This window comes from Streptomyces sp. NPDC033966 (genome assembly GCF_055575955.1).
In genome coordinates, this window is sequence record NZ_JBVIRQ010000015.1 from 133,225 (window position 1) to 156,501 (window position 23,277).

Annotated in this window: 18 protein-coding genes and 1 pseudogene; 7 read left to right on the forward strand and 12 right to left on the reverse strand. The window is 70.7% G+C overall.

The genetic code is table 11. The annotated features are described in order from the left end of the window. Positions 1–105 precede the first annotated feature (105 nt). Both ACZ518_RS32900 and ACZ518_RS32905 read left to right on the forward strand, forming a co-directional pair. A complete protein-coding gene (locus tag ACZ518_RS32900; protein WP_469116682.1) occupies positions 106–1,773 on the forward strand; it encodes an AAA family ATPase in 1,668 nt (555 codons plus the stop codon). Between the two features lie 330 nt (positions 1,774–2,103). Beyond that, positions 2,104–2,289: pseudogene (locus tag ACZ518_RS32905) on the forward strand (CorA family divalent cation transporter); the annotation flags it as partial. A 705-nt stretch (positions 2,290–2,994) separates the two neighbouring features. Here the strand turns inward: ACZ518_RS32905 and ACZ518_RS32910 are convergent. Both ACZ518_RS32910 and ACZ518_RS32915 read right to left on the reverse strand, forming a co-directional pair. Continuing rightward, positions 2,995–3,315: a peptidase inhibitor family I36 protein gene (locus tag ACZ518_RS32910; RefSeq protein WP_469116683.1), complete on the reverse strand. Its 321-nt coding sequence runs from the start codon at positions 3,313–3,315 to the stop codon at positions 2,995–2,997. Between the two features lie 413 nt (positions 3,316–3,728). Then, complete coding sequence (locus ACZ518_RS32915; RefSeq protein WP_469116684.1) at positions 3,729–4,373, reverse strand: TIGR03086 family metal-binding protein; 645 nt, start codon at positions 4,371–4,373, stop codon at positions 3,729–3,731. Positions 4,374–4,425: 52 nt separating this feature from the next. Between ACZ518_RS32915 and ACZ518_RS32920 the strand changes: the two genes are divergently transcribed. After that, complete coding sequence (locus tag ACZ518_RS32920) at positions 4,426–4,881, forward strand: MarR family winged helix-turn-helix transcriptional regulator (protein ID WP_469116685.1); 456 nt, start codon at positions 4,426–4,428, stop codon at positions 4,879–4,881. A gap of 130 nt (positions 4,882–5,011) precedes the next feature. On the opposite strand, the gene ACZ518_RS32925 is transcribed toward ACZ518_RS32920, so the two are convergent. Both ACZ518_RS32925 and ACZ518_RS32930 read right to left on the reverse strand, forming a co-directional pair. Further along, positions 5,012–6,883: a vWA domain-containing protein gene (locus ACZ518_RS32925; RefSeq protein WP_469116686.1), complete on the reverse strand. Its 1,872-nt coding sequence runs from the start codon at positions 6,881–6,883 to the stop codon at positions 5,012–5,014. An 877-nt stretch (positions 6,884–7,760) separates the two neighbouring features. Continuing rightward, a complete protein-coding gene (locus ACZ518_RS32930; RefSeq protein ID WP_469116687.1) occupies positions 7,761–8,279 on the reverse strand; it encodes a DUF6928 family protein in 519 nt (172 codons plus the stop codon). A gap of 125 nt (positions 8,280–8,404) precedes the next feature. On the opposite strand from ACZ518_RS32930, the gene ACZ518_RS32935 reads away from it, so the two are divergent. Further along, positions 8,405–8,623, forward strand: coding sequence for a DUF6243 family protein (locus tag ACZ518_RS32935; RefSeq protein ID WP_469116688.1), 219 nt, complete (start codon positions 8,405–8,407; stop codon positions 8,621–8,623). 239 nt (positions 8,624–8,862) lie between these two features. Here ACZ518_RS32935 and ACZ518_RS32940 read toward each other — a convergent pair whose 3' ends face one another. The 5 genes from ACZ518_RS32940 to ACZ518_RS32960 are packed head-to-tail and all read right to left on the reverse strand — an operon-like array spanning position 8,863 to position 15,637. Then, positions 8,863–10,113, reverse strand: coding sequence for an ATP-binding protein (locus tag ACZ518_RS32940; protein WP_469116689.1), 1,251 nt, complete (start codon positions 10,111–10,113; stop codon positions 8,863–8,865). Next, positions 10,110–11,672 (reverse strand): hypothetical protein, encoded by a 1,563-nt coding sequence (locus ACZ518_RS32945; protein WP_469116690.1) that lies wholly within the window; start codon positions 11,670–11,672, stop codon positions 10,110–10,112. Before ACZ518_RS32945 ends, ACZ518_RS32940 begins: the two co-directional genes overlap by 4 nt. 31 nt (positions 11,673–11,703) lie before the next feature. After that, positions 11,704–12,807 carry an NAD(P)/FAD-dependent oxidoreductase gene (locus tag ACZ518_RS32950; RefSeq protein WP_469116691.1) on the reverse strand — a complete coding sequence of 368 codons (1,104 nt, stop codon included), beginning with the start codon at positions 12,805–12,807 and terminating at the stop codon, positions 11,704–11,706. Beyond that, on the reverse strand, positions 12,801–14,204 hold the full coding sequence (locus ACZ518_RS32955; protein ID WP_469116692.1) for an FAD-dependent oxidoreductase: 1,404 nt from the start codon (positions 14,202–14,204) through the stop codon (positions 12,801–12,803). The genes ACZ518_RS32950 and ACZ518_RS32955 overlap by 7 nt, the downstream gene beginning before the upstream one ends. Further along, entirely contained in the window at positions 14,201–15,637 is a 1,437-nt protein-coding gene (locus ACZ518_RS32960; RefSeq protein ID WP_469116693.1) for an FGGY family carbohydrate kinase, read from the reverse strand. The genes ACZ518_RS32955 and ACZ518_RS32960 overlap by 4 nt, the downstream gene beginning before the upstream one ends. Before the next feature lie 411 nt (positions 15,638–16,048). On the opposite strand from ACZ518_RS32960, the gene ACZ518_RS32965 reads away from it, so the two are divergent. Both ACZ518_RS32965 and ACZ518_RS32970 read left to right on the forward strand, forming a co-directional pair. Then, entirely contained in the window at positions 16,049–17,035 is a 987-nt protein-coding gene (locus tag ACZ518_RS32965; protein ID WP_469116694.1) for a hypothetical protein, read from the forward strand. Positions 17,036–17,162: 127 nt separating this feature from the next. After that, positions 17,163–18,695: an amino acid permease gene (locus ACZ518_RS32970; RefSeq protein ID WP_469116695.1), complete on the forward strand. Its 1,533-nt coding sequence runs from the start codon at positions 17,163–17,165 to the stop codon at positions 18,693–18,695. Between the two features lie 42 nt (positions 18,696–18,737). On the opposite strand, the gene ACZ518_RS32975 is transcribed toward ACZ518_RS32970, so the two are convergent. Then, positions 18,738–20,024, reverse strand: a complete 1,287-nt coding sequence (locus tag ACZ518_RS32975) for an NAD(P)/FAD-dependent oxidoreductase (protein ID WP_469116696.1) — start codon at positions 20,022–20,024, stop codon at positions 18,738–18,740. Between the two features lie 182 nt (positions 20,025–20,206). On the opposite strand from ACZ518_RS32975, the gene ACZ518_RS32980 reads away from it, so the two are divergent. Then, positions 20,207–21,238 (forward strand): alpha/beta hydrolase, encoded by a 1,032-nt coding sequence (locus ACZ518_RS32980; RefSeq protein WP_469116697.1) that lies wholly within the window; start codon positions 20,207–20,209, stop codon positions 21,236–21,238. Positions 21,239–21,483: 245 nt separating this feature from the next. Here the strand turns inward: ACZ518_RS32980 and ACZ518_RS32985 are convergent, their stop codons facing one another. Beyond that, the gene (locus tag ACZ518_RS32985) at positions 21,484–22,797 is read right to left on the reverse strand and encodes an MFS transporter (protein WP_469116698.1); all 1,314 of its coding nucleotides are present in this window, start codon (positions 22,795–22,797) and stop codon (positions 21,484–21,486) included. A gap of 144 nt (positions 22,798–22,941) precedes the next feature. Then, positions 22,942–23,250: a metal-sensitive transcriptional regulator gene (locus ACZ518_RS32990; RefSeq protein ID WP_469116699.1), complete on the reverse strand. Its 309-nt coding sequence runs from the start codon at positions 23,248–23,250 to the stop codon at positions 22,942–22,944. Positions 23,251–23,277 lie beyond the last annotated feature (27 nt).

The window sequence follows — 23,277 nt, forward strand, 5'->3', positions numbered from 1 at the left end:
ATTTCCCCGCCGCTCGACATGATCTCGGCCGAGAATCGAAGATGTCGTGCATATCCAGCGGTCCATCTGATTGACAGAACCTGACACACCGACGAGGGGGATCACATGGCGGGCGTCCAGTCGTGGAGGAAGCCGGACCTACGCGGACGCCCCGTACTCAAGAAGCTCAACCACGACCTGCACGATCTACGGCTGGACGCTGGGCTCCCGTCTGCACGAAGCATCCGCGACCGGATCGGGAAGGACGCGCAGGACTACTGGATCGTGAACCACCAGGCCGTGCTGGACACCTTTCAGAGGCCGGACCTCCCCAAGCTGGGCCGCCTGGAACTCATCGTCGCCGTCCTGTCCGAGAGCGCGGGTCGCGACGACCCCGAAGGCGAAGCCAAACGGTTCAAGGAGCTATGGAAGCAGGCATACGACGAGACTGTCGCGCAGGCATCCGTGCAGGCGCCGACCGAAGCCGCTGCTTTCGGCGTCAGCGACGAAGCGGAAACCCCAACTGATTCTTCGGATTTCTCCGACCAGGACGCCGAGGAAACTCCTCAGCAAGGTACGCAAGGGACATCAGCCGATGAGCAGGAGCCTCTTGACGCCGATGAAGCGGCTACAGGCGTCAACTTCGCCGAGGAGTCCCTGAAGGGATTGATCATCAATGCGTCTCAGGCCCTGTGGGACGACAAGGATGCACTGAGGGTCTTCCTCGGTGTCGTGCGCCGCGGTGAAGGGTTCGTCAAGATGGCGGACGCTCTAAATGCGAGCAGGCCGGCGAACGCCACGTTCTACGGGGTCGAAAGCAAAGAGTTCGAGGTGACCTCTTCGCCAGCGCGACATGAGCTGGTCATGCTGAACCGTCTCCTTCGGGAGCACAGGGTCAAGCGACGGTGGTCGTTCACCTACCTGGGAGAAGAGACAGGCATTCCGTCAGACGACTGGATCCGTTGGTACACCCATGACGAGCTGCCGACTCGTGAGGCGGTCGTAGCCTTCTCTCACGTGGCCCACCTGACGCTCGAGGAGCACGTGCTTCTCCTCGGACTTTGGGAAGCGGCATACGAGGCGTTGAGGGCGCAGCGTTGCTTCGAGGATCTACCGGATCGGATCAGCTTCGACGAGGCATGGTCGATGCGGGATCGGACGACACCAAGCTTGTGGGCATTAGCGGGGATCACAGGCGAAGAGCGGCGTGCGTACGGGCCTGACCTCGCAACCGGAACTGCTCCAGCATTCGTCGTGGCAGGGCCGCCGGGGTCAGGGCGGTCCACAGCACTGGTGAACATCTCGCGCTCTCTACTCGCCGCCAACGCCCGCGTCGTTCTGGTCGCGCCAAAAGTGTCGCCCTTGCGAGACGTTGCTGGCCAGAGCGGAGTGGTGGACTGCTTCGTACACGACTACCTCGGCACCGACGAACTCGAGGCAGCCCTATCGTCGGCGTCTCCCGAAGAACCGGTCGTTGTGGTGATGGACGACGCGGAGGTCCTCGACAAATGCGATGCCGGACGTCTCCTCAAGAGCGTCGTGCATCAAGGATTCGAAGAGGGTACAGCCCTGGTGGTCAGCTGCCGCGAAGACAAACTCCCTTTCGGCTTCGGCTGGCTCGAGGAGACGAAGAAGGCCCGCCGTGGCCTTCTATTGTCCCCGCAGGAGCGGAGCACGGGCGATGCGATCGGCATCAGAATCAGCGACTCCACCACTGGCTGGACCATCACCCCTGGTCGCGGTTGGCTGCACCTCGGGGACGGCAAGCTACTGCCTGTCGCTGTGCCGGGGTGAGGCACTACTGAGCCTGGTGAGGAAGTCCTGGCCGAAGAGCTGTACCGGCACATATCCGCCGACGGCCAGCCCATGCCGAAGCAGACCCCGCGCGTCAACGCTCCGTAGCCCTTCACCCAGCCCATGTCGCCCCGCCGACCAGCGGCGTCTCTCCTTCGGAGGCACCCTCCGCTGGGGAGAATCTGGGGAGGATGAAGGCCGTTGGGGAGCGGCTGGGGAGGATCGGCCGTACAAACGGGCAGCATGGTGAAAGGTCGGAAAGGTCGATCGCCGCAGGACAGACCGCGCGTGCGGGCTATTTCCGCAGGTCAGCGGTGTGAGGGCGACGACTTCAAGAAGATCTCCTCGTGGGCCGCCATCCTCTTTACACCCACCCTGGTGGGAACCATCTACGGCATGAACTTCGAGACCATGCCGGAGCTGAAGTGGGCTGCCGGCTACCCCTTCGCGATCCTGCTGATGGCGGTGGTCTGCGTCAGCCTGTACGTCATCTTCAAGAAGCGCGACTGGCTGTAGCAGCCCACCTCACACGGTTGATCGACTTAGCGCAAGCGAACCATGGATCACGCCCTCAGGGGCCCCGTGGGGGCCGGTCCCAACTGCGCTCCGTGCTCCGCTGGGATTCCGTGCTCGTCGCGGCCCTCGGCGCCCCCGGCGGCCTCGCGCTCGGCGGCTTTCTTGGCACGAGGCCCGGCTCAATGTGCAGCGCGCTATCACCCATGGGTAAGGGCCCCCATACGACCGAACCCATGCGGCCGGACCCCAGGGCCGGCCCTCTCGGCCGTCTCGGTGTCGTGATTGGTCTGGTCGACCTCGCCGCCAACGGCGCGCTGCTTCCCGAGGGCGTCGACCTGGTGATCCTGTTGCCGATCGGCCGGTTCACCTCGATCGCCTGGCTGCTCGCGGTCGCGGCGAGAGCCGTTCCTGACGTTCCTGCGGGCCCCGGGTGTGTTGCCCGGGGCCGTCGGGACGGCTGTCCCACGATGCGGGGACCGGCACCAGTGAGGCTGGGACGCCACCGCCGGAACCGCCGTACCGCCGGATCCCGGGCAGCACGCGTACGGCTCGGCACAGAGCCGAGCGAGTTCTGTCCTGGGGCTGAGCCCGGCGTGGCTCACCCGCTGACCGCGCCGTGGTGACCGAGCCCGTCGGGAGATCGGTTCGTGCACCCCTCCGGCTCCGCCCACGTCCTGGCGGAAAGCCGGAGGGGGGGTTCAGGTGCTACAGGCCGGCGTTGGGGTCGACACCGCCGGTGCAGACGGCACCGCGCTCGCCGAACTGTGCGAGGGAGCTGGAGTCGCTGCTGGAACCGCCGGGGCGGATCGTGCCGTCCAGGTAGAACAGCTTCTTGTCGGCGCTGTAGTGGTAGACCACGGCGTTGACCGGCAGGTTGTTCACGTACGATCCGATTCCGTCGAAGAACCCGGTCTCGCCGTAGTGACCGAGGAAGACGCAGGTCTGTGTGCTGGTCGAGGTGACATCGAGATCGCGGAACTGGGTGCTCTCGTACAGGCAGAGCTTGCCCGAGGGACATCCGCCCACGGCCGCAGCACTGTTTGCCGTAGCCGCCACTCCTCCTGCGGCGAGCGTGACCGATGAAAGTGCCACTGCCAACGTGCGCTTGAGGTCCACTGTTTCCTCCAAGGTCGTCGGTGAAGATGGTGTGCAGCCTCTCCCTGTCGGGGAGGCCCGTCCCTTGCGGATGGCGAAGGGAAGCTCAGGTCCTAGGGCCGGCCATGAGGACAGTCCTCGGCGTGCATCGCATCCGCGAGTGCAGTCCCTGCGACGGGAGAGTCGTCGCACGAAAGGGCGCGCAGGGGCCGAGTGCGTCGTCGTTCGGATCAGGCAGGTGGCGGCGCGCCCGCAGCGGAAGGCTGTTCGGATATGCGCTCACGCCGTCGCAGAGGTCAGGAGCCACGGATCAGGGCCCCGGCACCTACGCCTCACCGCCCGTCTCATGCCGACCCCACGTCTGCCGAACCGCGTGAACCAAGAGGCACGCCCCAGGAGGGGGAGCGGCCCAGGTGGATGAGGATTCGACCCAGGGCGTCGGAGTCGGCGGGCACCGGGAGGCTCGGGGCGAAGGCGGTGCCCGGCTGCGCGCGGTGGGCGCCGTTGGGGACGGCCAGCGCGATGGGGAGGGCGGCATCCAGGATGTCGGAGTCCGGAACGAAGAGCAGATCGAGGGCGCGGGCGACGTCCCAGGCGTGGACCACGTAGTCGAGGAAGTGGAATCCGATGGCCCGGACGGCCGGGAAGACTGCGCCTGCGCCGAACTCGGGGAGAGTGAACTCCTGCTCCTCCGTGCGGACTTCGGCGCATGCGGCCAAGACTGCCTCCGCGGCGGCAAGGTACCGCCCGACGGTTTCCGGCCCCGGCGCCTCAACCTTCCAGTGCGCCAGGTCACCGCCGTCGGCCCTCGCCGCGGCCGCGAAACCCCGGTGCTGGGCCGTCATGTGCGCGAGCAGCTCGCCCAGGTTCCAGGCCGAGCAGGGGGTGGCGCGGGTGAGGTCCTCCACGTTCACCCGGCGGACCAGGGCCATGCTTTCGCGTACGGCACGGTCGTTGAAAGCCTTGATGGCTAACAGATTCATGTGCATGCGCTTACGGTAGGCGAATGCCTACCATAGGTCAACGAGTATCTTCTTCCCCATGACTGTGAACACCACACCCGAAGGGCGCCCTGACCTGGCGGCGATGATCGTCCCTCTGGGCCGCGCTCTGGTGGCCGCCGAGTTGCCGGTGCTGCGCGAACACGGGCTGGCCATGTGGGCGTATTCGGTACTGCTCGGGCTCGACGACGAACCGGTGCGGACGCAGGCCGCGTTGGCCCGGGACATCGGTGCCGACAAGACGCGGATCATCGGCGTCCTCGACGACCTGGAAGAACGTGGACTGATCCGGCGGCAGCCTGATCCGGCGGACCGGCGGGCGCGCGTCCTCTCCCTCACCCCTGCGGGACGCCAGGTGCGCGACACGGTCCAGTCGGCGATCCAGCGGCGCGAGGAACGTCTGCTCGCCCGCCTGCCGGAGGAAGACCGACGCGGCTTCCTGCACGCTCTGCAGGTGCTCGCCGCGCTGCCTCCCTCCGAGATCAGCGGGGACTGAGCACTGTGTGAGTCGACGTCCGGGGGCGACCGTCGGAATCGACGCCGCGTCGGCCAACGCAAGGCAACGCAACGCCGGATGTTGTCCGCGCTCGGCGGCATACCACTGTCGGTTCGCGCAAGCGCCGGTGTCAGGCCGCCCGGCGGCGCTTGAGGGCGTAGAAGGTGATGCCGCCGAGCAGGAGGACTGCGGCGCCGACGCCGATGGGGAGTGCGAGCTTGCCCACGGGTGAGTCGTCGTCCTTCGCGGCAGCCGTCGGGCCGCCGGTCCCGCCCTGCGCGCCGTTCCCGTTCGCACCGGACGGGGAGGGGCCCTGGGCGGCGTCGTCGCCGAAGAAGAACACCGGGCTGTTCGTGGAGCGCGGTGTGCCGGAGACGTCCACGGTCAGCGAGATCGGTACGAAGATGCCCTTCGCCTTGTTGTCGGGCTCGGCGACCTGCGCCTGGATGTAGTAGGTGCCGGGCACGTCGTATCCGTTGGAGTCGGGGCTCTTGGCGTCGTCCTGCTCGGTGATGTCCCAGGGTCCGCAGACCCGCTCGAAGTGCCCGGTCCTGCCCGCGAAGAGCTTGGTGGCGTTGTGGTCCTCGTTGCACAGCGTCGGGTTGCGCTGGGCGTTGTAGAGGGTGACGCTCCACCCGCTGGTGGCGGAATTGGGGAAGTCGTTCGGGATGTCCAGGCCGGCCGTGACCGTCAGTTTCTGGCCCGCTTTCAGCTCCACCCGCCAGAAGGGGGCCTCACCGACGGCGATGGACTGTCGGTGGGTGCCCGGTCCGATCGGGGTGGCGCTGTTGAAGGAGAAGCCGCCCTCGGCGTCGGCCCCGGTGCGGGCCTTCGGAGTCCGCGCGCCGGCCCCCTGGGTCGTGGTGTCGGCGATGCCGACGAGAAGCTCGACGGGCATCGGCTTGTCGCCGGCCCGGGTCACCTGGTTCTCGACCACGATGCAGCCGGTGTCGTCCGGCGCGGGCGTCTCGTTGCCTGCTCCGGGCTTGCTGCGACCTCCGGTGGAGATGATGTTCGCCCACCCCATCGACTGGTCGAACTCCCGTAGCCAGGCGCTGGGTTTGCCGTTGCCCGCAGGGCCGGCAGAGACGGTGATGATGGAACCGCGCGAGTACCCCTCCTCGGCGACGGCGGTGGCGCTCACCTGGAGCCGCTGCTCCGGCCGCTTCTTGACCTTGTAGTAGAGGTCGCGCCCCCCGGTGAACTTGTCCAGGTACTGGCCGGGCGTGACCAGCGGAGCGTCCTGGCAGCCGTTGAGGGAGCCCGCGACCGGCTGTCCGGTGGCGTGGTAGGTCCGCCACGCCTTGCGGAACAGGGCGCCCAGGTTGGCGGTCAGCGAGGCGGCGTCGTCGGCGTCCGCGTACGACCCGTCGGTCGCGTCGGCGATGCACTTCAGCTGCGTACGTGCCGAGGAGGGCGTGCGAAACCCGACCACGTCCACGGCGAGGTCGATGCCCTGCGCCTTGAGCTCACGGGCCACCTCGCACGGAGGCGGCGGTGCACAGGTGTCGTCACCGTCCGAGACCAGGATGATGCGGCGCTTGCCGCTCGTGCCGAGGTCCTTGGCGGCTTCGCGAAGCGAGACGCCGATCGGAGTGAACCCGACCGCTTTGAAGTCCGCGACCCGCTTCTTGGCGTCGGCACGCGCCGCCTGGTCCATCGGAGTCACCGGCAGGACCTGCTGCGTGTCCGCGCAGCCTTGTTGCTTGTCCTGTCCGGGGTACGTGGCGCCGTAGACGCGCAGTCCCAGCGGGGCTTGTTCGGGGGCGGTTTCGATGATCCGGGTGACGGCCTGCTTGGCGGCGGCGAGGCGGGTCTGGCCGCCGGCGTCGTTCTCGTTCATCGACCCGGAAAGGTCGAGAACCAGGTTGATCCGCGCAGGCTCAGGAGCCTCGGGGGCTGCAGGCGAGGCGCTCGCGGTCGCCGCCGGCGACAGGAGCGCGCCGAGCAACAGCACGGAAACAGCAGCGAGCACGCGTCGTCGGCGTGGTATCGGATACATGAAGGCGATCTCCAGGAGTGTCTGTCGGTTCTGGGAGGGGCACCAGCGGAGCGGAAGTCGTGTCGGCTCCGGACGTTCGGGCCCTGCCTGGTCCAGGCGGTCCGAACCGCCGTGCTGGGCAACGCGATCCAAGGCGTGGGCAGCGGCCGGCTCCGGAGGTGACTGTTGCGCTGTGTCAGCATACTTTCGAGGTTCTGTGAGTGCAGATAATTGCGCAGCCGCCCGGGCGCAGCCCGAGTGGAAGGTCCCGGATGAAGCTGTCGGCCAGTGACCGAGGCCGCCTCAAGGAGGCCCCCTCCAGGCGCACCGAGCCGCGATCGACCCTGTGAGTACGGGGTTCCCCAAGGAAGGCCCGGTCCCGGTCTGCGGGCTGCCGGTCTGAGTCAGGAGCAGAGGGACGTGCTGCTCACGCACCGCGGGCACTGACAACCGGTTCGAGAACGGTCAGCTCGCCGGCCCAAGTCCCGGTCTTCTCACCGCAGTCGCCAAGACGCTGCGGCTGGACGAGCAGGAGTGGGCGTTCCTGTGGCTGATCACCCGCAAGGAGAACCCCCATGCCCTGCAGGGCAGCTCGGGGACGTCCATAGCCGCAGCGTGGCAGCGGGTCACCGACCACACCCACGGTACGTTGGCGTACAGCAGGCTCTGAGCGACGCGCTGTTCGACGCCGCACTGACCGAAGAGGAGCCTCCCTTCTCAGCCCCAGAAGTTGGACGGATCGAACCGGAAGGGGTCGTGGACACGGACCCCGATCAGGCGGTGCCGCAACTCGGCCGGCTCATCCGCGACCGCCCCGGCGAGGCCTCAGAAGGCAGATATTCCGAGTACTGAACACCCCACTCGGGCGGTGATCCGGAAGTTGGGGCCTGGTCATCCCTCACAGCTCCTGTTCGCCACCGAGCCGTACCGTCCCGGAGATCAAGGTGCCGTTCGGAGCAAGGTGGTACGTCGTGCCGCGCATACGCCGAGCCGCCGCTTCCACCGAGGCCTGCCGTTGCGCGAGGTCGGGGCCACCCCCGCTCAGTGAGGCGAAAGCCGTGGAGCCGGATGTCGTGCGGGGCGATGTCGTCGGACGAGGCCGGCCTTCAAGGTTGAACCCGAAGGATGCGCGGAGTGCTTCTTCACCCAGTTCGAGCGGGTGGAACGGCAACGGATACGGTGCCTCGTCCCCCCGGCCCGGGTAGGGCAAGTATGGTGCGGCCTCCACTGGGCGGCCGGCTGGGGAGAATCTGGGGGTGCCCAGCGATGCCGTCGCTACCCGCAGTAGTGGACGGCTACACAGGGCGATGGAAGCGGGCGGCATGGCATCTTGGATCTTCACCAAGGGCCGGCCGGCGCTGGGGCGGCGAAATGCTTGGCGTCCGGGGTCGTCCGGACCGGGTAACGTCTTTGTCATGTTCTTCCACAAGCCGATTTACGAGTGAGAGCGTGACGGGCCCCTGCTGACGTCCTCCGACGTCGCCGCGCCCGTCCCCCACCGATGAATCCGTAGATCACTTCACATCATCCCCGGGAGAACCCGTGACCGACAGCAAGAACATCAACAACCCCGTGGGCCAGGGCGGCGGCCAGCGCAAGAGGCAGTCCCGCGCCGAACGGCAGAACAACGGTCCGCACCGAAACTTCGACCGCCAGAGTGCCGCCGACAAGAAGGCGGAGCTGGTGCGCAAGATGCGCGAGAAGGCCCGCGCAGCCGAGGCCGCCGCGGGGCAGGCGAGCGACGACACCGCACAGAGCTGAAGCACCGCCGCCGCAGGGCGGTACCACTCGGGGGCAGGGCCCGGACCGCGACGCGCGGTCCGGGCCCTGCCGGCGTATCGGGCGCGGCTGGTTCCGTTCTGCGCTCATCCACCAGGGTTACGGGACAACCCGCAGCTGGCCGAGTGACGCCCACCGGTGATCCCGTCATGCGGGTGACGGTGGTGGGGTGCCGGGTTCAGCGGCAGAGTTCCATGATGGTGTTTGATGACGCCGTCTGCTCAACAAGGGGCGCGGCCTCTACTCCAGGCCTCGATGATCAACTTCTGGTCGAGCAGCGGAGCTTGGACCGCCATGGCCGCTCCCGGAGGATCCTGGCACATGACGACCCTTCCTGTGGGCATGACCACACCACCCTGCCGCCCGCCCTGGTAGACCAGGTGCCTGTCGTGCAGCTGCTTCCGATCGCCTGGATGCATGGTTCTGATCTCACAGTTCAGGTCCGAGAAGGCGGCCAGGACATGCTCATCGATGTTCTTGTCCTGGTCCTTGGCCACCAGCATCCGCAACCTGGTCGCCGATTTCATGCGGACCTCACGAATGAACCGCAGCAGGACGGCGGGTTCTGCTGCCAGGTACCGGTCCACCCACACGGCTGCCGGCGCACCGTCGAGGAGTCGACAGAAGGTGGCGACCGAATCCACCCAAAGAGCAGGCCACGTAGGCGCCCGGTCGTTCAGGCCCGCGACCGCGGCATCCGATCTCAGGGCGTTCACGACATCATACGTTTTGCTGTCCGTGGTGAATATCAGTGGGGCCAGCGCCTCGACCGTCGATCCGTCTCCCGGTAGTGGAGAAGGCCCATGGTGAATGACGTCCTTCATCCACCGGACGGCATCCCACGGAGCATCCTGCACCCACTGTGGAGCGAGTAACTCGGCTGCCTCGCGTGCTTGGTGGGTGGATGGCCTGCCGAGTACGGGCGCGACCTTCGCCAGCAGTGCGAGATTGCCGCCGACCGTCGCGTCGATCTCCGCCGAGCGCGGGCAACCTATGGATTCGACGTCCGACTCGGCGACAACCGGCAGAGACATCATGCGCGCCCGCGGCACGAGAGGAGAACCCCTGCTGGTCAAGTGCATGCTTCGAGCCCAGCGTCCCGTCAGCAACGCCCCGATGTCCACTGCCCGCTCGCCATCGACCAGCAGGTGGAGGAGTTGCCGTTGCAGCCTCAGTCCTTGCGAGTGCCGAAGGGCGTGCGGGTAGTCGTCAAACAGCAGGTGTGCCGTGCCGTGTTCGCAGACCAGATCCTCGATCCGCCGTTTGAGATCATCCCTGCGTCCACCCTGATCTTGCTCCGTGTAGCTGCGCCCTCGTGTGATCACGCTGGTCTCTGCCAGTTCTCTCGCCACTGCTTCAAGCAGAACTGTCTTGCCTGACCCTGGCGCACCCCTGAGGATGACGAGCTCGCCATCGATGAGAAACTCACACACGCTCTGCACCCAGAGCAGTTGCGAAGGCAGAAGCTTCACCCCACCACCAACGCACGCATGGCATGAATACGTGGCGCCCAGTTCTCGTCGGTGATTCCATACGACATGAGATGGGCTGCCATATCCGGCTCGCTACGCGCCCATGCGCGGGCTTCTTCCTTCTCCTGCGGATCGTCCGACCAGAGCAGTGGCAGCATCGCGGCCTCGTCCCCAAACCATTCGGTGAAGGAATCCAGCACATCGCGCACTTCCGATTGCGGCGTGTTCGGGCCCCGCATCTGGGCGGCCTCTTCCAGTGCGGCGAGCGGCACATGCCACGGGATTGCGTTCTGAGGCCGCTGGCGGGCCGCCACGGAGCACGCCTTCCGCGTAAGCAGTGGATGGCCGCCAAATTCCTGGAACAGGAAGTCTATGGTGTGGTGATCCGAATAGCGGAGCGCCATTCTCTTGCCGAGATTCCGCACCATGTCCCCCATTTCGTCACGCTTCATGGGCGAGAGGAAGGACAACCTGGCAAACTTGTAGAGAAGATTGTCACGCTTGTCAATCAGCGGTTTCTCGAAGATGGCGGGATCCACCCCGGCGCACACGATACCGATACCGTGCTTCCCGTCGGCCTCTCGGCTCTGAACCACCCCGCGCAACTGATTGAGGCACTTGAGTACCGCATGCGCCTGTTCCGATCCGAGGTTGGACCGACTGGGCCACGCTTGATCGACCTCATCGACGAACAGCTCCAGTCGATCCGGCATCACATCCAGCAGGGCGTTCAGATCACGAATCCAGTACGTGCCGATCTGGGTGGAAGAAGTGGGGTTTCCATCCCTGGTCAGAGACATCAGCCGCGGCGGCCGCAGAGCGAGCCGCCGAATGATTTCATGGCATCTCTCGAGCAGCTCCAGCTGGAAAGCCTCGGCGGTTTGCAGAACGCTGATGTCCAGCCAGACAACCGGCTTCTTGGTTTCCTTGCGCTGGGAAGCGACGAAGTTGAGCAACGATGTCTTGCCGGCCTTGCGCAGCCCGAACACCCCGACGGACTGCCCCCGCTCCAGAGCAAAGCTGAGCTCGGCCACTTCGGCCTGTCGGCCGTAGAATGCAGCGGGTTCGGTGATGGGCCGCGTCAGGTCGTAGTGGTCGTGGGTGGTCATGATCTCCGCGATGCGCTCGCGAAGCCCTGCACCCGGACTGCCGACCAGCTCCTCCGAATTGATCGTCAAGATGGCCAGTTGTCCGCGGCGTCGCCTTACAAGTTCAGCGGCTCCAAGGTCCGGCGTAAACAGGATGGCAAAGTCAGGGTCGACCCGGGCGTTGTTCGAGCGCAGCCGCTCGGCGATGAGCGTGAGGCTCCGCGGTTCCACCCTGTCGTACGAGGCGGACAGGCAAAGGACGTCGAGGCGTAGGTCGAAGGTCTCCCTGATGTTCGGCGGCAGGGTGATGTAAATCCACCAACGGTGCCGGTCCAGCTTGTCCTGTTCGAAGCGGTACGCCTCCGCGCCTATATCGCGCAGCAGCTTGGTGAACTCGGCTCCACCGATTACTAGCTGTTCGAACCTGGCTTTGTGTTCGGCCAGAACTTGCTGGTTGCGGGTGCTCGCCACGTACGCCCCTCATCTGTGTCGGAGTCACAGGTTAGAGATCACGGTCCTGGTTCTGCAGCAGATTGGACGATTTCAGCAAACGGGGGCCGCAGCGGGCTCTCACCGCGGGGGTGATCCAGGCGAGTGGGGGGCGGACCAGGAGGGGTGGGCCGGGGGTGGGCCGGGGGGTGGGCCAGGGGGTGCCCGCGAGGTGGGAGAGGACCGCAGGTGCGGCGGCGGCGCCTTCGGCTGCGGCGGTGGCCGCGGGTCCGGCGCCGTGGAGGGCGTTGCCGATGGCGAAGACCCCCGGTGACGAGGTGCGGAACGAGGGGTCAACGGCGGGGCCCCGGGTGCCCGGGTCCAGGGTGATGCCGCCGCGGCGGGCCAGTTCGTGATCGGGGATCCAGTCGCCGGTGAAGACCACCGTGTCGCAGGCGATGACCCCCGACCGGCCGTCCTGGTGGCGTACGGCCACGCCCGTGAGCCGGCCCCGGCCGTGGAGGGCGGTCACCGTGGTGCGGGTGAGGAGGGGGACTCCGGGGAGGGAGGTGCCGCGCGGGTGTTCCGTGAGCAGCGCCGCCACCCGCGTGCCCGCGCGGCGGAGGGTGCGTGCCGCGTGGCGGGCCACCGGTTCGGCTCCGACCAGCACGGCCCGGCGGCCGACCGGTTGGGCGTACAGGTGCACCGACTGCTGGAGTTCGCCGGTGGTGAGGACGCCCGCCGGGCGGGTTCCCGGGACCAGGCGGGCGCTGCGGGGGCGTTCCCGGGCGCCGGTGGCGAGGACGACGGCCCGGGCGGTGATCCGTTCCAGCCCGGCGGGGCTCGTGGTCTCCAGGGTCAGCGGTCCCGCCCAGCCGGTGGCGGTGACGCCGGTACGCAGCGCTGCTCCGGCGTCCAGTGCCGCCGCGACCGCACGGCGTGCGTACTCCGGGCCGTGCAGCCAGGGCAGCGGGGGACTGCCGAAGCCGCCGTGGTGGCAGTGGCGGGGCATGCCGCCCGGCTGCTCGTCGCGTTCCAGGACCTCGACCCGGCCGGCGCCCGCCCGGGCGGCGCGGGCGGCGAGGGCGAGTCCGGCGGGGCCCGCTCCCACGACCAGGACGTCGACCGTACGGTCCGTGCGGTCCGTGCGGTCCGTGCGGTCCGAATGGTTCAGCACCGGGGCTCCTTCGACTCGAACAGCGCGCGGACCGCCGCCCCGCAGTGGAAGCCCTGGCAGCGGCCGGCCCGGGCGCGGGTGCGTCGGCGGAGGCCGTCGAGCGAGCCGGGCGGGACCGTCGCGGCGAGCGCGTCGCGGATCTCCCCGCGGGTCACGCGTTCGCAGTGGCAGACGATGCGGCCGTACTCGGGGTCCGCCGCGATCAGCTCCGCGTCGCGGTAGGGGCGGGGGAACGCCTCGCCCAGGTTCGGCATCCGGACCGGTTCGAGGTCCCGGGCCCCGGTCACGGGCAGGCCGCCGTCCGCGAGCAGGTCCACGACGTGGGACGCGATCGCCATCGAGGCGGTCAGGCCCGTCGAGCGGATCCCGCCCACGGTGACGTACCGCTGCGCGGGGTGGGCGCGGATCGCGTAGTCCTCGGATCCGGTGGCGGCCCGCAGTCCCGCGTAGACGGCGGTGACCTCTTCGTCCAGCAGTGCGGGCAGGATCCGCCGGCCCTTCTCCCGGAGCAGGGCGAGGCCTTCGGCGGTGGACCCGGTGGCCGTCTTGTCGTCCAGGTCCTCGGCGGTCGGGCCCAGCATGACCTTGCCGTGCACGGTCGGCGTCACCAGGACCCCCTTGCCGAGTGCACCCGGCACCGGCAGCAGGATGTGGCGTACGAGGCCCCGTGCGAGCTCGTCGAAGACGATCAGCTGGCCGCGCCGGGGCGTCACGGTGAAGTCGGTGTGGCCGAGCAGCCGGTCGATCCCGTCGGCGTACAGGCCGGCCGCGTTGACCAGGTGTCGGGTGCGCAGCGGCCCGCGGCCGGTGGCCAGGAGGTGCGGGCTGCCCGGAGTGACGGCATCGACCCGGCAGTTGAGGTGGAGGTCGACGCCCGCGCGGACGGCCTGCGTGGCGTACGCGAGCGTGGTCGTCCAGGGGCAGATGACGGACTCGCCGGGCACTTCGAGGGCTCCGAGCACCCCGGGGCCGAGGTGCGGCTCGCGGGCCCGGACCTCCTCGGCCGGCACGATGCGGGCGTCGCGGTAGCCGTTGGACACGGCCTTGCCGGCGAGGCCCGGGAGTGCGGCACGCTGCTCTTCGTCCCAGGCCACGAGGAGCGCGCCGAGCGGTTCCACCGGGATGCCGCTCTCGGCCGCGTACGCGGCGAGCCTGCGCGCGCCGTCGCGGACCAGCCGGGACTCCAGGGAGCCGGGCACGGCGTCGAAGCCGGTGTGCAGGATGGCGGTGTTGGCCTTGGAGGTGCCGTCGCCGACGTCGTCGGAGGCGTCGAGCAGGGCGATCCGCAGCGGGAGCCGCGCCAGTTCGCGGGCGACGGCCGAGCCGACCACGCCCGCGCCGATGACCGTGACGTCGTACTCGTCGCCGGGCAGGGCGCCGCGGGTGGTGACGCTCACGCGGGGCCGTCGAGCAGGGCGGCGACCGCCGTGCGGAAGCGGGCGCGGCGTTCGGCGGCCGCGCCGGCGTCGGCCCGGGGCTCGTAGACGGCGGACGGCTTCCACTCCGGGACGGCCTCTTGGACCGTGAGGGAGGGGTCGAGGCCGAGGCGGGCGACCGCTCCGACGCCGAGGGCGGTGGCGTCCGGCAGCGCCGACACCTCCACGGGGATCTGCAGCAGATCGGCCTGGGCCTGCATGAGCAGGGCGGACCGGGTGAGCCCGCCGTCGACCCGGAGGGCGCTGAGCGGGGTGCCCAGGTCGGCGGCTGCCGCGTCCGCGAGCTCGGCGACCTGGGCGGCGATGCCGTCGCACAGGGCGTGCACCAGGTGCCCGGCGGTGGTGCCGAGGCCGAGACCGGTGACGGAGCCCCGCAGGTCGCCCCGCCACCACGGGGCGGCGAGCCCGGCGAGTGCGGGGACGAAGGTGACGCCGCCGGAGTCCGGGACGCCGGCGCCGACGGTGTCGATGTCCTCGGCGCCGGAGATCACGCCGAGGTCGGTGAGCCAGCGCACGGCGGAGGCTGCCGTGTACACCTGGCCGTCGAGGCAGTAGCTGGTCCGGCCGCCGATCCGCCAGGCCACGCAGCCGACGAGTCCGGTGGAGCTGCGGCGCGGCTGCGGCCCGGTCTGGGCGAGCAGGAACGCGCCGGTGCCGTAGGTGCACTTGGCGGTGCCGGGGGCGGTGACGCTCTGGGCGAGCAGGGCGGCCTGCTGGTCGACGAGCAGTCCGGTCAGCGGCAGTTCGGGGCCGAAGGCGGTGGTGGTGCCGACGCGGGCGTCCGCGTCGACGATCCTCGGCAGCGGCTCGCCGGCGAGGCCGAAGGCTCCGAGGGCCTCCTGGGACCAGCCGACGGTGTCGAGGTCGAGCAGCTGGGTGCGGCCGGCGGTCGCGGCGTCGGTGACGAACTCGCCGGTGAGGCGGTGCACCAGCCACGCGTCGCTGGTGGTCACCACGCCCCGCGGGGTCAGGTGGCGGCGTATCCAGGCCATCTTGGGCGCGGCGAAGTACGGGTCGAGCGGCAGCCCGGTGCGCTCCCGCAACAGCTCGGCGTACGGGGCCAGTTCGGCGCACAGGTCGGCGGCGCGCCGGTCCTGCCAGACGATCGCGTCGGTCAGCGGCTCGCCGCTCGCCGGGTCCCAGGCGAGTACGGTCTCGCCCTGGTTGGCCAGGCCCACGGCCGCCACCGGTTCACCCGCCGCGGCCAGCGCGGCCCGTCCGGCGTCGACGACGGAGTCCAGCAGCTCGGCCGGGTCCACCTCCACCCGGCCGTCCGGCAGGTGGCGGGGGCGTACGGGAGCGGACGCCGAGCCGATGATCCCGCGGTCCGGGCACAGGACGAGGGCCTTGGTTCCCGAGGTGCCTTGGTCCACTGCGAGCACCGGGCCCGTCATCACCACTCCGTTCCGTCCGCCGGTCGGCGGGTCCGCCGGTCGGAAGCCTCCACCAGCGCGGGGCAGCCGTCAAGATCCTTCCACGCCGGCCCCGTCTCGACTGACGGACAATCACATGCCCTGGATGGCTTGAAACTTGGCATCGAAAAAGTTTCCGGGTGAGATCCGCCGCACCCGCTCTATAGTGATCGCCGGTCAACGGGCGGTAACGGCGCCGTCCGTGGCTCAACTGCGGGGGTCCGCCGAACAGTTCGCGCATGGTTCACGCATCCCTGGTGCTGGCCCCGAGCCCGCGGTGCGGCGATCGGACGCCAGACGGACCGACCCGTCCCTCCATGCGATCCGAGGACCGATGACCACGATGACCGAAGTACGAGCCGGTTCCGGCCGCACGTCGCCCGGGACGAGGTGATGGCCGGCGGCGATTTCCGGCCCGTCTACCACCCCGCCGGCCTCGACAACGACCTGCGCGCCGCCGTACAGGACCTGCGCACCGGCCGCTGGCTGTCGATGGCGCGGCTGCTGGAGCGCACGGACGGCTGGGGGCTGTGGACCCAGCGCACCCAGGTCCTGGCCGCCGTGGCGGCCGGCTCCGACGTGGTGCAGGCCTGGCGGGCCGAGCAGCCCACCAGTGCGGCGGCGACGGTGATGCACACCCGGGTCGCCGTGGAGCGCGCCGTCCGCGCCCACCGCGCGGGCCACCCCCGGACGCACGAGCTGTGGCAGGAGGCCTGGCAGTCCTGCCGGACGACCGCCGGCCTCAGCCCCGCCGATCCCGTTCCCTGGGTCTGCCTGCTCGCCCTGGCCCTCCTCGACGAGGACCGCCGGATGGACGAGCACCGGCTGCCGCCGCCCGGCCCGATGCTGCCGCCCGGGCCGTGGGGCATCCTCGCGCAGGCCGACGAGCGGGACCCGCACAACCGTGAGGCCTACCACCGGATGCTCCAGTTCGTGCACGCGGGCGCGCCCGGGCCGCGTCCGCGCTCCGAGGCCGTCAACTTCGCCCGCTGGGCCGTCGCCGCGGCCCCGCCCGGATCCGCCGTCCACCTCCTGCCGCTCTACGTCCACGTCGAGCGCTACCGCCGCGAAGGCGGACAGGAGCGGGCGCTCGACCTGCACTGGGTCGCCGAGGACGCCATCCGCGACGCCGTCCACGCCCTGGACGCCTGGTTCCCGTACGCCGACCCGGTGCACGCCTCTCCGCTCGACCTGAACCACCTCGCCCACGCCCTGTGGGGAGCGCACCGGTTCGAGGCGGCGGCCCGGGTGTTCGACGCGATGGGCGGGTACTGGACCACCCTGCCCTGGGCGCAGCGGACCCTCGACCCCGCCGACCCGGCACTCGCCGAGGAGGTGTTCCTGCGCGCCAGGTCCCGCAGCCTGGCCGGCCAGGACTGACACCTCCTCCCGGCTCCCGCTCCCCCGCTCCCCCGTTCCGCCGCTCCCCTCTCCCCCTCCACCCCCGGCTCCACCCTGCTCCGTCTCCCCCCGTCCCCCGCTCCAACGCCCCTTCGGAGGTACCCCCGTGTCGCGCACCACGCCGGCAGCCCGCCCGGACCACAAGGCCCCGCCCCACCAGGACGAGGAGGAGCGGCTCAGAGAGCTCGGCTACCAGCCCGTACTCGCCCGCCGGATGGGCGGCTTCGGCAACTTCGCCATCAGCTTCTCGGTCATATCCGTGCTGTCCGGCTGCATGACCCTGTACGGCTTCGGCCTCGGCACCGGCGGCCCGGCCGTGATGCTGTGGGGCTGGGCCGGCGTCGGCCTCTTCGTGCTCTGCGTGGGGCTCGCCCTGGCCGAGGTGACCAGCGCCTACCCCACCTCCGGCGCGCTCTACTACATGGCCGACCGGCTCGGCGGACGCCGCTGGGGCTGGTACACGGGCTGGCTCAACCTGCTCGGCCTGCTCGGCGCCATCGCCGGCATCGACTACGGCGCCGCCCTGTTCACCGGCGCCTTCCTGAACCTGCAGTTCGGCTTCGTGCCCACCCCGGGCTCGACCTTCCTGATCTTCCTCGCCATCCTGCTGCTGCACGCCGTGCTCAACCTCTTCGGCGTCCGGCTCGTCAGCGTGCTCAACTCGATCAGCGTCTGGTGGCACCTGGCCGGCGTCGCCGCGATCGTCGGCGCCCTGGCCTTCGTGCCCGACCGCCACCAGTCGGCCTCGTTCGTCTTCACCGAGTTCGTCAACGACACCGGCTGGGCCAACCCGCTCTACGTGGCGGCGATCGGCCTCCTGCTCGCGCAGTACACCTTCTCCGGCTACGACGCCTCCGCGCACCTCTCGGAGGAGACCTCCAACGCCTCCGTCTCCGCCGCCAAGGGGATCGTGCGGGCCATCTGGGTCTCCTGGCTCGCCGGGTTCGCCCTGCTCGCGGGGCTCACCTTCGCCATCCAGGACTACGCGGCCGTCCAGGGCAGCGCCACGGGTGTGCCGCCCGCCCAGATCTTCCTCGACGCCCTGGGCTCCGGCGGCGCCACCGCCCTGCTGCTCGTCGTGATCGTCGCGCAGATCTTCTGCGGCAACGCCGAGGTCGCCGCCGCGAGCCGGATGGTCTTCGCCTTCAGCCGGGACAACGCGCTCCCCGGCTCCACCCTGTGGCGCAAGGTGAGCGGCCGCACCCAGACCCCCGTCCCGGCCGTGTGGCTCTCGGTCGCGGCCGCCGCCGTCCTCGCGCTGCCCTCGCTCTGGTCCGCCACCGCCTACGGTGCCGTGACCGCCATCAACGTCATCGGCATCACCCCGGCCTACGCCATCCCGATCTACCTGCGGCTGCGGGCCGGCGACCGGTTCCGGCCGGGCCCGTGGAGCCTCGGCCGCTGGGGCAAGCCGGTCGGCTGGACCGCCGTCGCCTGGGTGGCCGTGGTCACCGTCCTGTTCTGCCTGCCGCAGAAGTCCCCGGTGACGATCGACTCGATGAACTACGCGGTGATCGCCCTGGCGGTCGTGCTCGTCCTCGCCAGCGTGTGGTGGTACGCCGCCCGGCGCTCGTACGGGACCCCGTCCGCCTACGGCAACGCGCGCGAGCAGGCGGACATCGCGGAGGGCATCGTCTGACGGTCCGGTCCCCGCGGAACGGCGGGCGGCGGCACGGGTGCCTCAGCGGCGCGCGCCCGGGGCGCCGCCCGCGGCCGGCTCGGGCGTCCCGCGGTACCTGGCGTTGATGACCGCCGCCCTGGCCAGCGCCGCGGGGTTGAGGAAGCGCGCCGGACCGATCAGCCGGGACCCGAAGCGGTGCATGTGGCGCGCCATGGCCTCGTCGCGCGCCGCCGCCGCGAACATCAGCCGCTCCCCCGGGTTGAACGGGCGTGTCTTGGCGTAGTCGACGGCGATCGACTGGTGACCGCGCAGCCTGCGCCGGTGCGTACGGGCGTACGCCGCGAGCGACCGGTCGAGGTCGCCCCGGCCCGCCGCGGCCGGGGCGACCGCATCGGCCAGCCACTTCGCGGACTCCAGGGCCCAGCCGCACCCCACGCCCCACAGGGGGTCGCTGGTCAGGGCGGCGTCACCGACCAGCGCGAGGCCCGGCGCGGTCGGCTCGCGGGTGAGGAGCGGATAGTCGACGGTGCCGATGATCTTGCCGATCCGCTCGGCGGAGTCGACGTCGGGCGCCTCGGGCAGGCCCCGGACGAAGGAGAGGAAGCTGCCCTCCAGGTCCTCGCGGAAGGCCGGCAGCCGCTTCTTGTGCGGGAGCACCGCGAGGACCGTCACCCCGTCGTCGTTGGGGAACGCGTACGCCATCTCGGGCTCCAGGAACCACGTCTGGCCGATGCCCCCGTGCAGCGGGAGGTCGCGGAAGTACGCGAGGTACCCGAACCGCGAGTTCTCGTACTGCCGGGTGGGCACCCCGGCGAGCTTCGCCACGGCCGAGTCCTTGCCGTCGGCGCCGACCACCAGCCGGGCCCGGATCTCCCGCTCGCCCCGGGGCGTCTTCGCCCGCACGCCCACGGTCCGTCCGGCTTCCGTGACCAGGCCGGTCACCTGGTGGCCGAGGAGCAGGTCGACGCCGGGGGTCTCCCCCGCACGGGCCCTGATCAGCGGGTCGAGGGTGCTGCGCCGGATGTTGTACCCGTACGGCAGCGCGGGCCCCGCGGGGGCGGCCCTCGCCTGGATCCACCCCCAACGGGTGTACCAGCGGGCCTCGTTGCGGACGGCTCCGGCCTTGTCGAGAGCGGGGAGGAGGCCGAGCTCGTCCAGCACCGGGTAGGCGTTGGCCGTTATGGAGTGGGTGCACAGCACCTTGTACGCCTCGGGGTCCGAGCGGCGTTCCAGCAGTGCGACGCGGGCACCGCGCCGCGCGAGCAGGATCGCCGCGGCACTGCCGGCGAGGCTGGCTCCGCTGATGACGACGTCGTAGCCGTCTCCCGCGCTCTCAGGCTCGGTCATGCGCTGATCGCCCCCTTCGGGGTGTCGTGCGGTCGTGGGAGTGGTGCGGTGCCAACTGCAGTCGGGAGTCCGCCCAGTTGTCAACGGCACCTTTCGGACGGCGATCGGCCGGCGGTGGGTCGGCGATCGGCCGGCGGGACGGTGCGGGTACGCCCCGGCCGTCCCGTGGTTAGCCTGGGCGCGTGACGCACGCCGATGACCGACAGCCGACCGCCCCGTTGGACCCCGCGCCCGTCGGGGCGCCGCCCCTCGATCCCGAACTGGGCGCCGTACTGGCCGGGTTGGGCGAGGGGGCGCGGGAGCCCGTCACGCCGGACACGCTCGCCGCGTGGCAGGCGCGGGATGCCGCGGGCCGGCCCCGGCCGACGGTGGGGGACCTGCGGGCGGGCGGGCTGTTCGAGGTGGCGGAGGTGTCCGTTCCGGGGCCGCCGGGCGGGCCGGAAGTCACGCTCGTCAGCGCGCGGCCGGCCGGGACGGCCGGGCCGCTGCCGTTGCTGTACTACCTGCACGGCGGCGGGATGGTCGGGGGCAACGCGTGGTCCGTGCTGCCGCGGGTGCTGCGCGAGTGGGCGCTCCCGCTGGGGCTGGCCGTCGTCTCGGCCGAGTACCGGCTGGCGCCCCGGGCGCGGTACCCCGAGCCGCTGGAGGACTGCTACGCCGGGCTCGTCTGGGCACTCGCCCACGGCGGCGAACTCGGCGTCGACCCGGGCCGGTTCGTCCTCGGGGGCAAGAGCGCGGGCGGCGGGCTCGCCGCGGCGCTCGCCCTGCTGGCCCGCGACCGGGGCGGCCCCGAGGCGCTGGGGCAGCTGCTGCTGAGCCCGATGCTCGACGATCGCGGCGCCACCTTCTCCACCCGGCAGATGAGCGGCACGGCCGTGTGGGGCCCGGTCTCCAACGCGACCGCCTGGCAGGCGCTGCTCGGTGAGCGGCAGGGTGCCGCGGACCTGCCGCCGTACGCGGCCCCGGCGCGTGCCGCCGACCTCTCCGGGCTTCCGGCGGCCTACGTCGAGGTGGGGTCGGCCGAGATCTTCCGGGACGAGGGCGTGGCGTACGCGAACGCGATCTGGCGGGCCGGCGGGCAGGCCGAGCTGCACGTGTGGCCCGGCGCCTGCCACGGCTTCGACGGCCTGGCCCCGCACGCCGCCCTCACCCTCGACGCCCGCGAGGCCCGCACCCGCTGGCTGCGGCGCCTGCTCGCACGGCCGGTCGGCTAGGCCCTGTCCGGGCGATCTTCGCGGGCCCACGCCGCCCGGCACGGCACCTCGCCGCGTTGTCGGTCCGCGCAAGTACGTCCAGTACGAGCCGCGTCCCTCCGCCTTGCGATGCACCGCGCCGGACAACGTGTGCTGATCCACGAAGACCGCCCGGACAGGGCCTAGGTCGTCTCTTCCGGATCTTGCTCCCCCAGCCACCGCTGGGGGAGACAGGGGCTTGACCGGCCAGATCCGAAAGAGACGGCCTAGCTCCCCACCGCGTCCAGGCGGCGCAGGCTCGTCCGGCGCTGGAGGAGGGCCAGGGCCGCCACCGCCGCGCCGAGGGCCAGCCAGCCGGGCGGGCCCGCCGCCATGACGGCGCCGGTCAGCAGCGGCGGGCCGACGGCCTTCTGTGCGGAGGAGGAGATGCCGGCCACGCCCAGGTAGGAGGCCCGCGCCCGCGGCGGGGCGAGGGAGACGGCCAGTTCCCAGGAGGACACCGAGCGGACCAGCTCGGCCGCGGTGACCAGGGCGGCCGCGGCCAGCAGGGTCGCGGAGGCGGTCCAGGGCCCGTGCTCGGGGGTGAGGGCGAGGAGGGCGCAGGCGCCAAGCAGGAAGAGCCCGTACCAGGAGACGGCGGCCGCCGCCGGGCGCGGTGCGTGGACCTTCGCCGACACGGGGAGCTGGAGGGCGACGACCAGCACGGTGTTGAGCACGAGGAAGGCGGGGACGACGGCGTGCGGCGCGTCGGTGTGGTGGACCAGCCACAGCGGGAGCCCGACGTCGAGGAGGGAGGCGTCCAGGTTCATCGCGGTGTCGAGGAGGACGAAGCGGAGGTAGCCGCGGTCCCGCCAGGGTCCGGCGGCCGGGGCCTTCGCCCCGGGCGGGCCGTCGCCGGGTGCCGGGGCGACCAGGCGGCCGTGGCCGCGCGGTTCCCGCGTACGCCACACCAGGACGGCGGCCGCCAGGAAGGACAGCGCGTTGCCGAGGATCAGGGCCTCGTACGCGCCCCGGGTGCCCACGGCGAGGCCGATGGCGGCCAGTCCCGCGCCGACGGCGCACCCGGCGTTGGCGGCGCTGCGCGACAGGGCCTGGTAGGTGGTGCGCCGTTCGCCGGCCACCCGGGTCGCGAAGAGCATTTCGAGGGTCTTGGCCGCGCGGTCGCCGAGGCAGGTGAGGGCGACGATCAGCAGGAGCGCCTCGAAGCGGGTGACGACGAGCATCGCGCCGAGGGTCACCAGGCGCAGCAGGTGACAGGCGATCAGGAGGGGGCGTACGGGGAGCCGGTCGGCCAGATGGCCCGCGAGGGGCGAGCCTGCGATGCCCGCCACCGCGCCGGCGCCGAGCATCAGGCCGAGCCGTCCCGCGTCGAGGCCGACGACGAAGGTGAAGAACAGCACCGAGGAGGCGGCCCAGATGCCGCTTCCGGTGCGGTCGACGAGCTGGCCGAGCAGCATGATCCGGGCGTCGCGGCCGCCGGGCGGCCGCTTCAGCTGTGCGATCAGTCCGCCGCCGCCGTCGGCGCCGTCGGCCCGCTCGCGGTCCGTGTCGCGTCGCCGTGCCGTGCCGAGCCGCCGCATGGCGGGCCTCCGTCTCCCCCGTGAAAGTATCTCGATGTCGAGATACTTCACGGCAGCCTGCCCTCCATTCCTCTCGACGTCAAGATATTTCCGCCGCCCGGGCCGGCGCGGTCCCGGCCCCGGCCCTGATCCGCCGGACAGGCCCTAGGAGCGGACCATCCGGGCGACGGCCCGGGAGGCCTCCTCGACCTTCTCGCGCGCCTTGTCGCCGCCCTCGGCGACGGCGTCGGCGACACAGGAGTGCAGGTGGTCCTCCAGCAGGGTCAGCGCGAAGGACTGCAGGGCCTTGGTGGCGGCGCTGACCTGGGTGAGCACGTCGATGCAGTACGTCCCCTCCTCCACCATGCGCTGGAGGCCGCGCACCTGGCCCTCGATGCGGCGCAGCCGCTTGAGGACGTCGTCCTTGTCCGTGCGGTAGGCGGGGCGTGCGGAGTGTGCGGTGTAAGCGGACACGGCGGTCGATCCCTTCCCGTTCGTACG

Excerpts from the sequence above, each read along its gene's own strand:
- ACZ518_RS32900 (WP_469116682.1), top strand. The coding sequence starts at position 106 with ATGGCGGGCGTCCAGTCGTGGAGGAAGCCGGACCTACGCGGACGCCCC.
- ACZ518_RS32915 (WP_469116684.1), bottom strand. The coding sequence starts at position 4,373 with ATGCACATGAATCTGTTAGCCATCAAGGCTTTCAACGACCGTGCCGTA.
- ACZ518_RS32920 (WP_469116685.1), top strand. The coding sequence starts at position 4,426 with ATGACTGTGAACACCACACCCGAAGGGCGCCCTGACCTGGCGGCGATG.
- ACZ518_RS32925 (WP_469116686.1), bottom strand. The coding sequence starts at position 6,883 with ATGTATCCGATACCACGCCGACGACGCGTGCTCGCTGCTGTTTCCGTG.
- ACZ518_RS32930 (WP_469116687.1), bottom strand. The coding sequence starts at position 8,279 with ATGACAAAGACGTTACCCGGTCCGGACGACCCCGGACGCCAAGCATTT.
- ACZ518_RS32960 (WP_469116693.1), bottom strand. The coding sequence starts at position 15,637 with ATGACGGGCCCGGTGCTCGCAGTGGACCAAGGCACCTCGGGAACCAAG.
- ACZ518_RS32965 (WP_469116694.1), top strand. The coding sequence starts at position 16,049 with ATGGCCGGCGGCGATTTCCGGCCCGTCTACCACCCCGCCGGCCTCGAC.
- ACZ518_RS32975 (WP_469116696.1), bottom strand. The coding sequence starts at position 20,024 with ATGACCGAGCCTGAGAGCGCGGGAGACGGCTACGACGTCGTCATCAGC.
- ACZ518_RS32985 (WP_469116698.1), bottom strand. The coding sequence starts at position 22,797 with ATGCGGCGGCTCGGCACGGCACGGCGACGCGACACGGACCGCGAGCGG.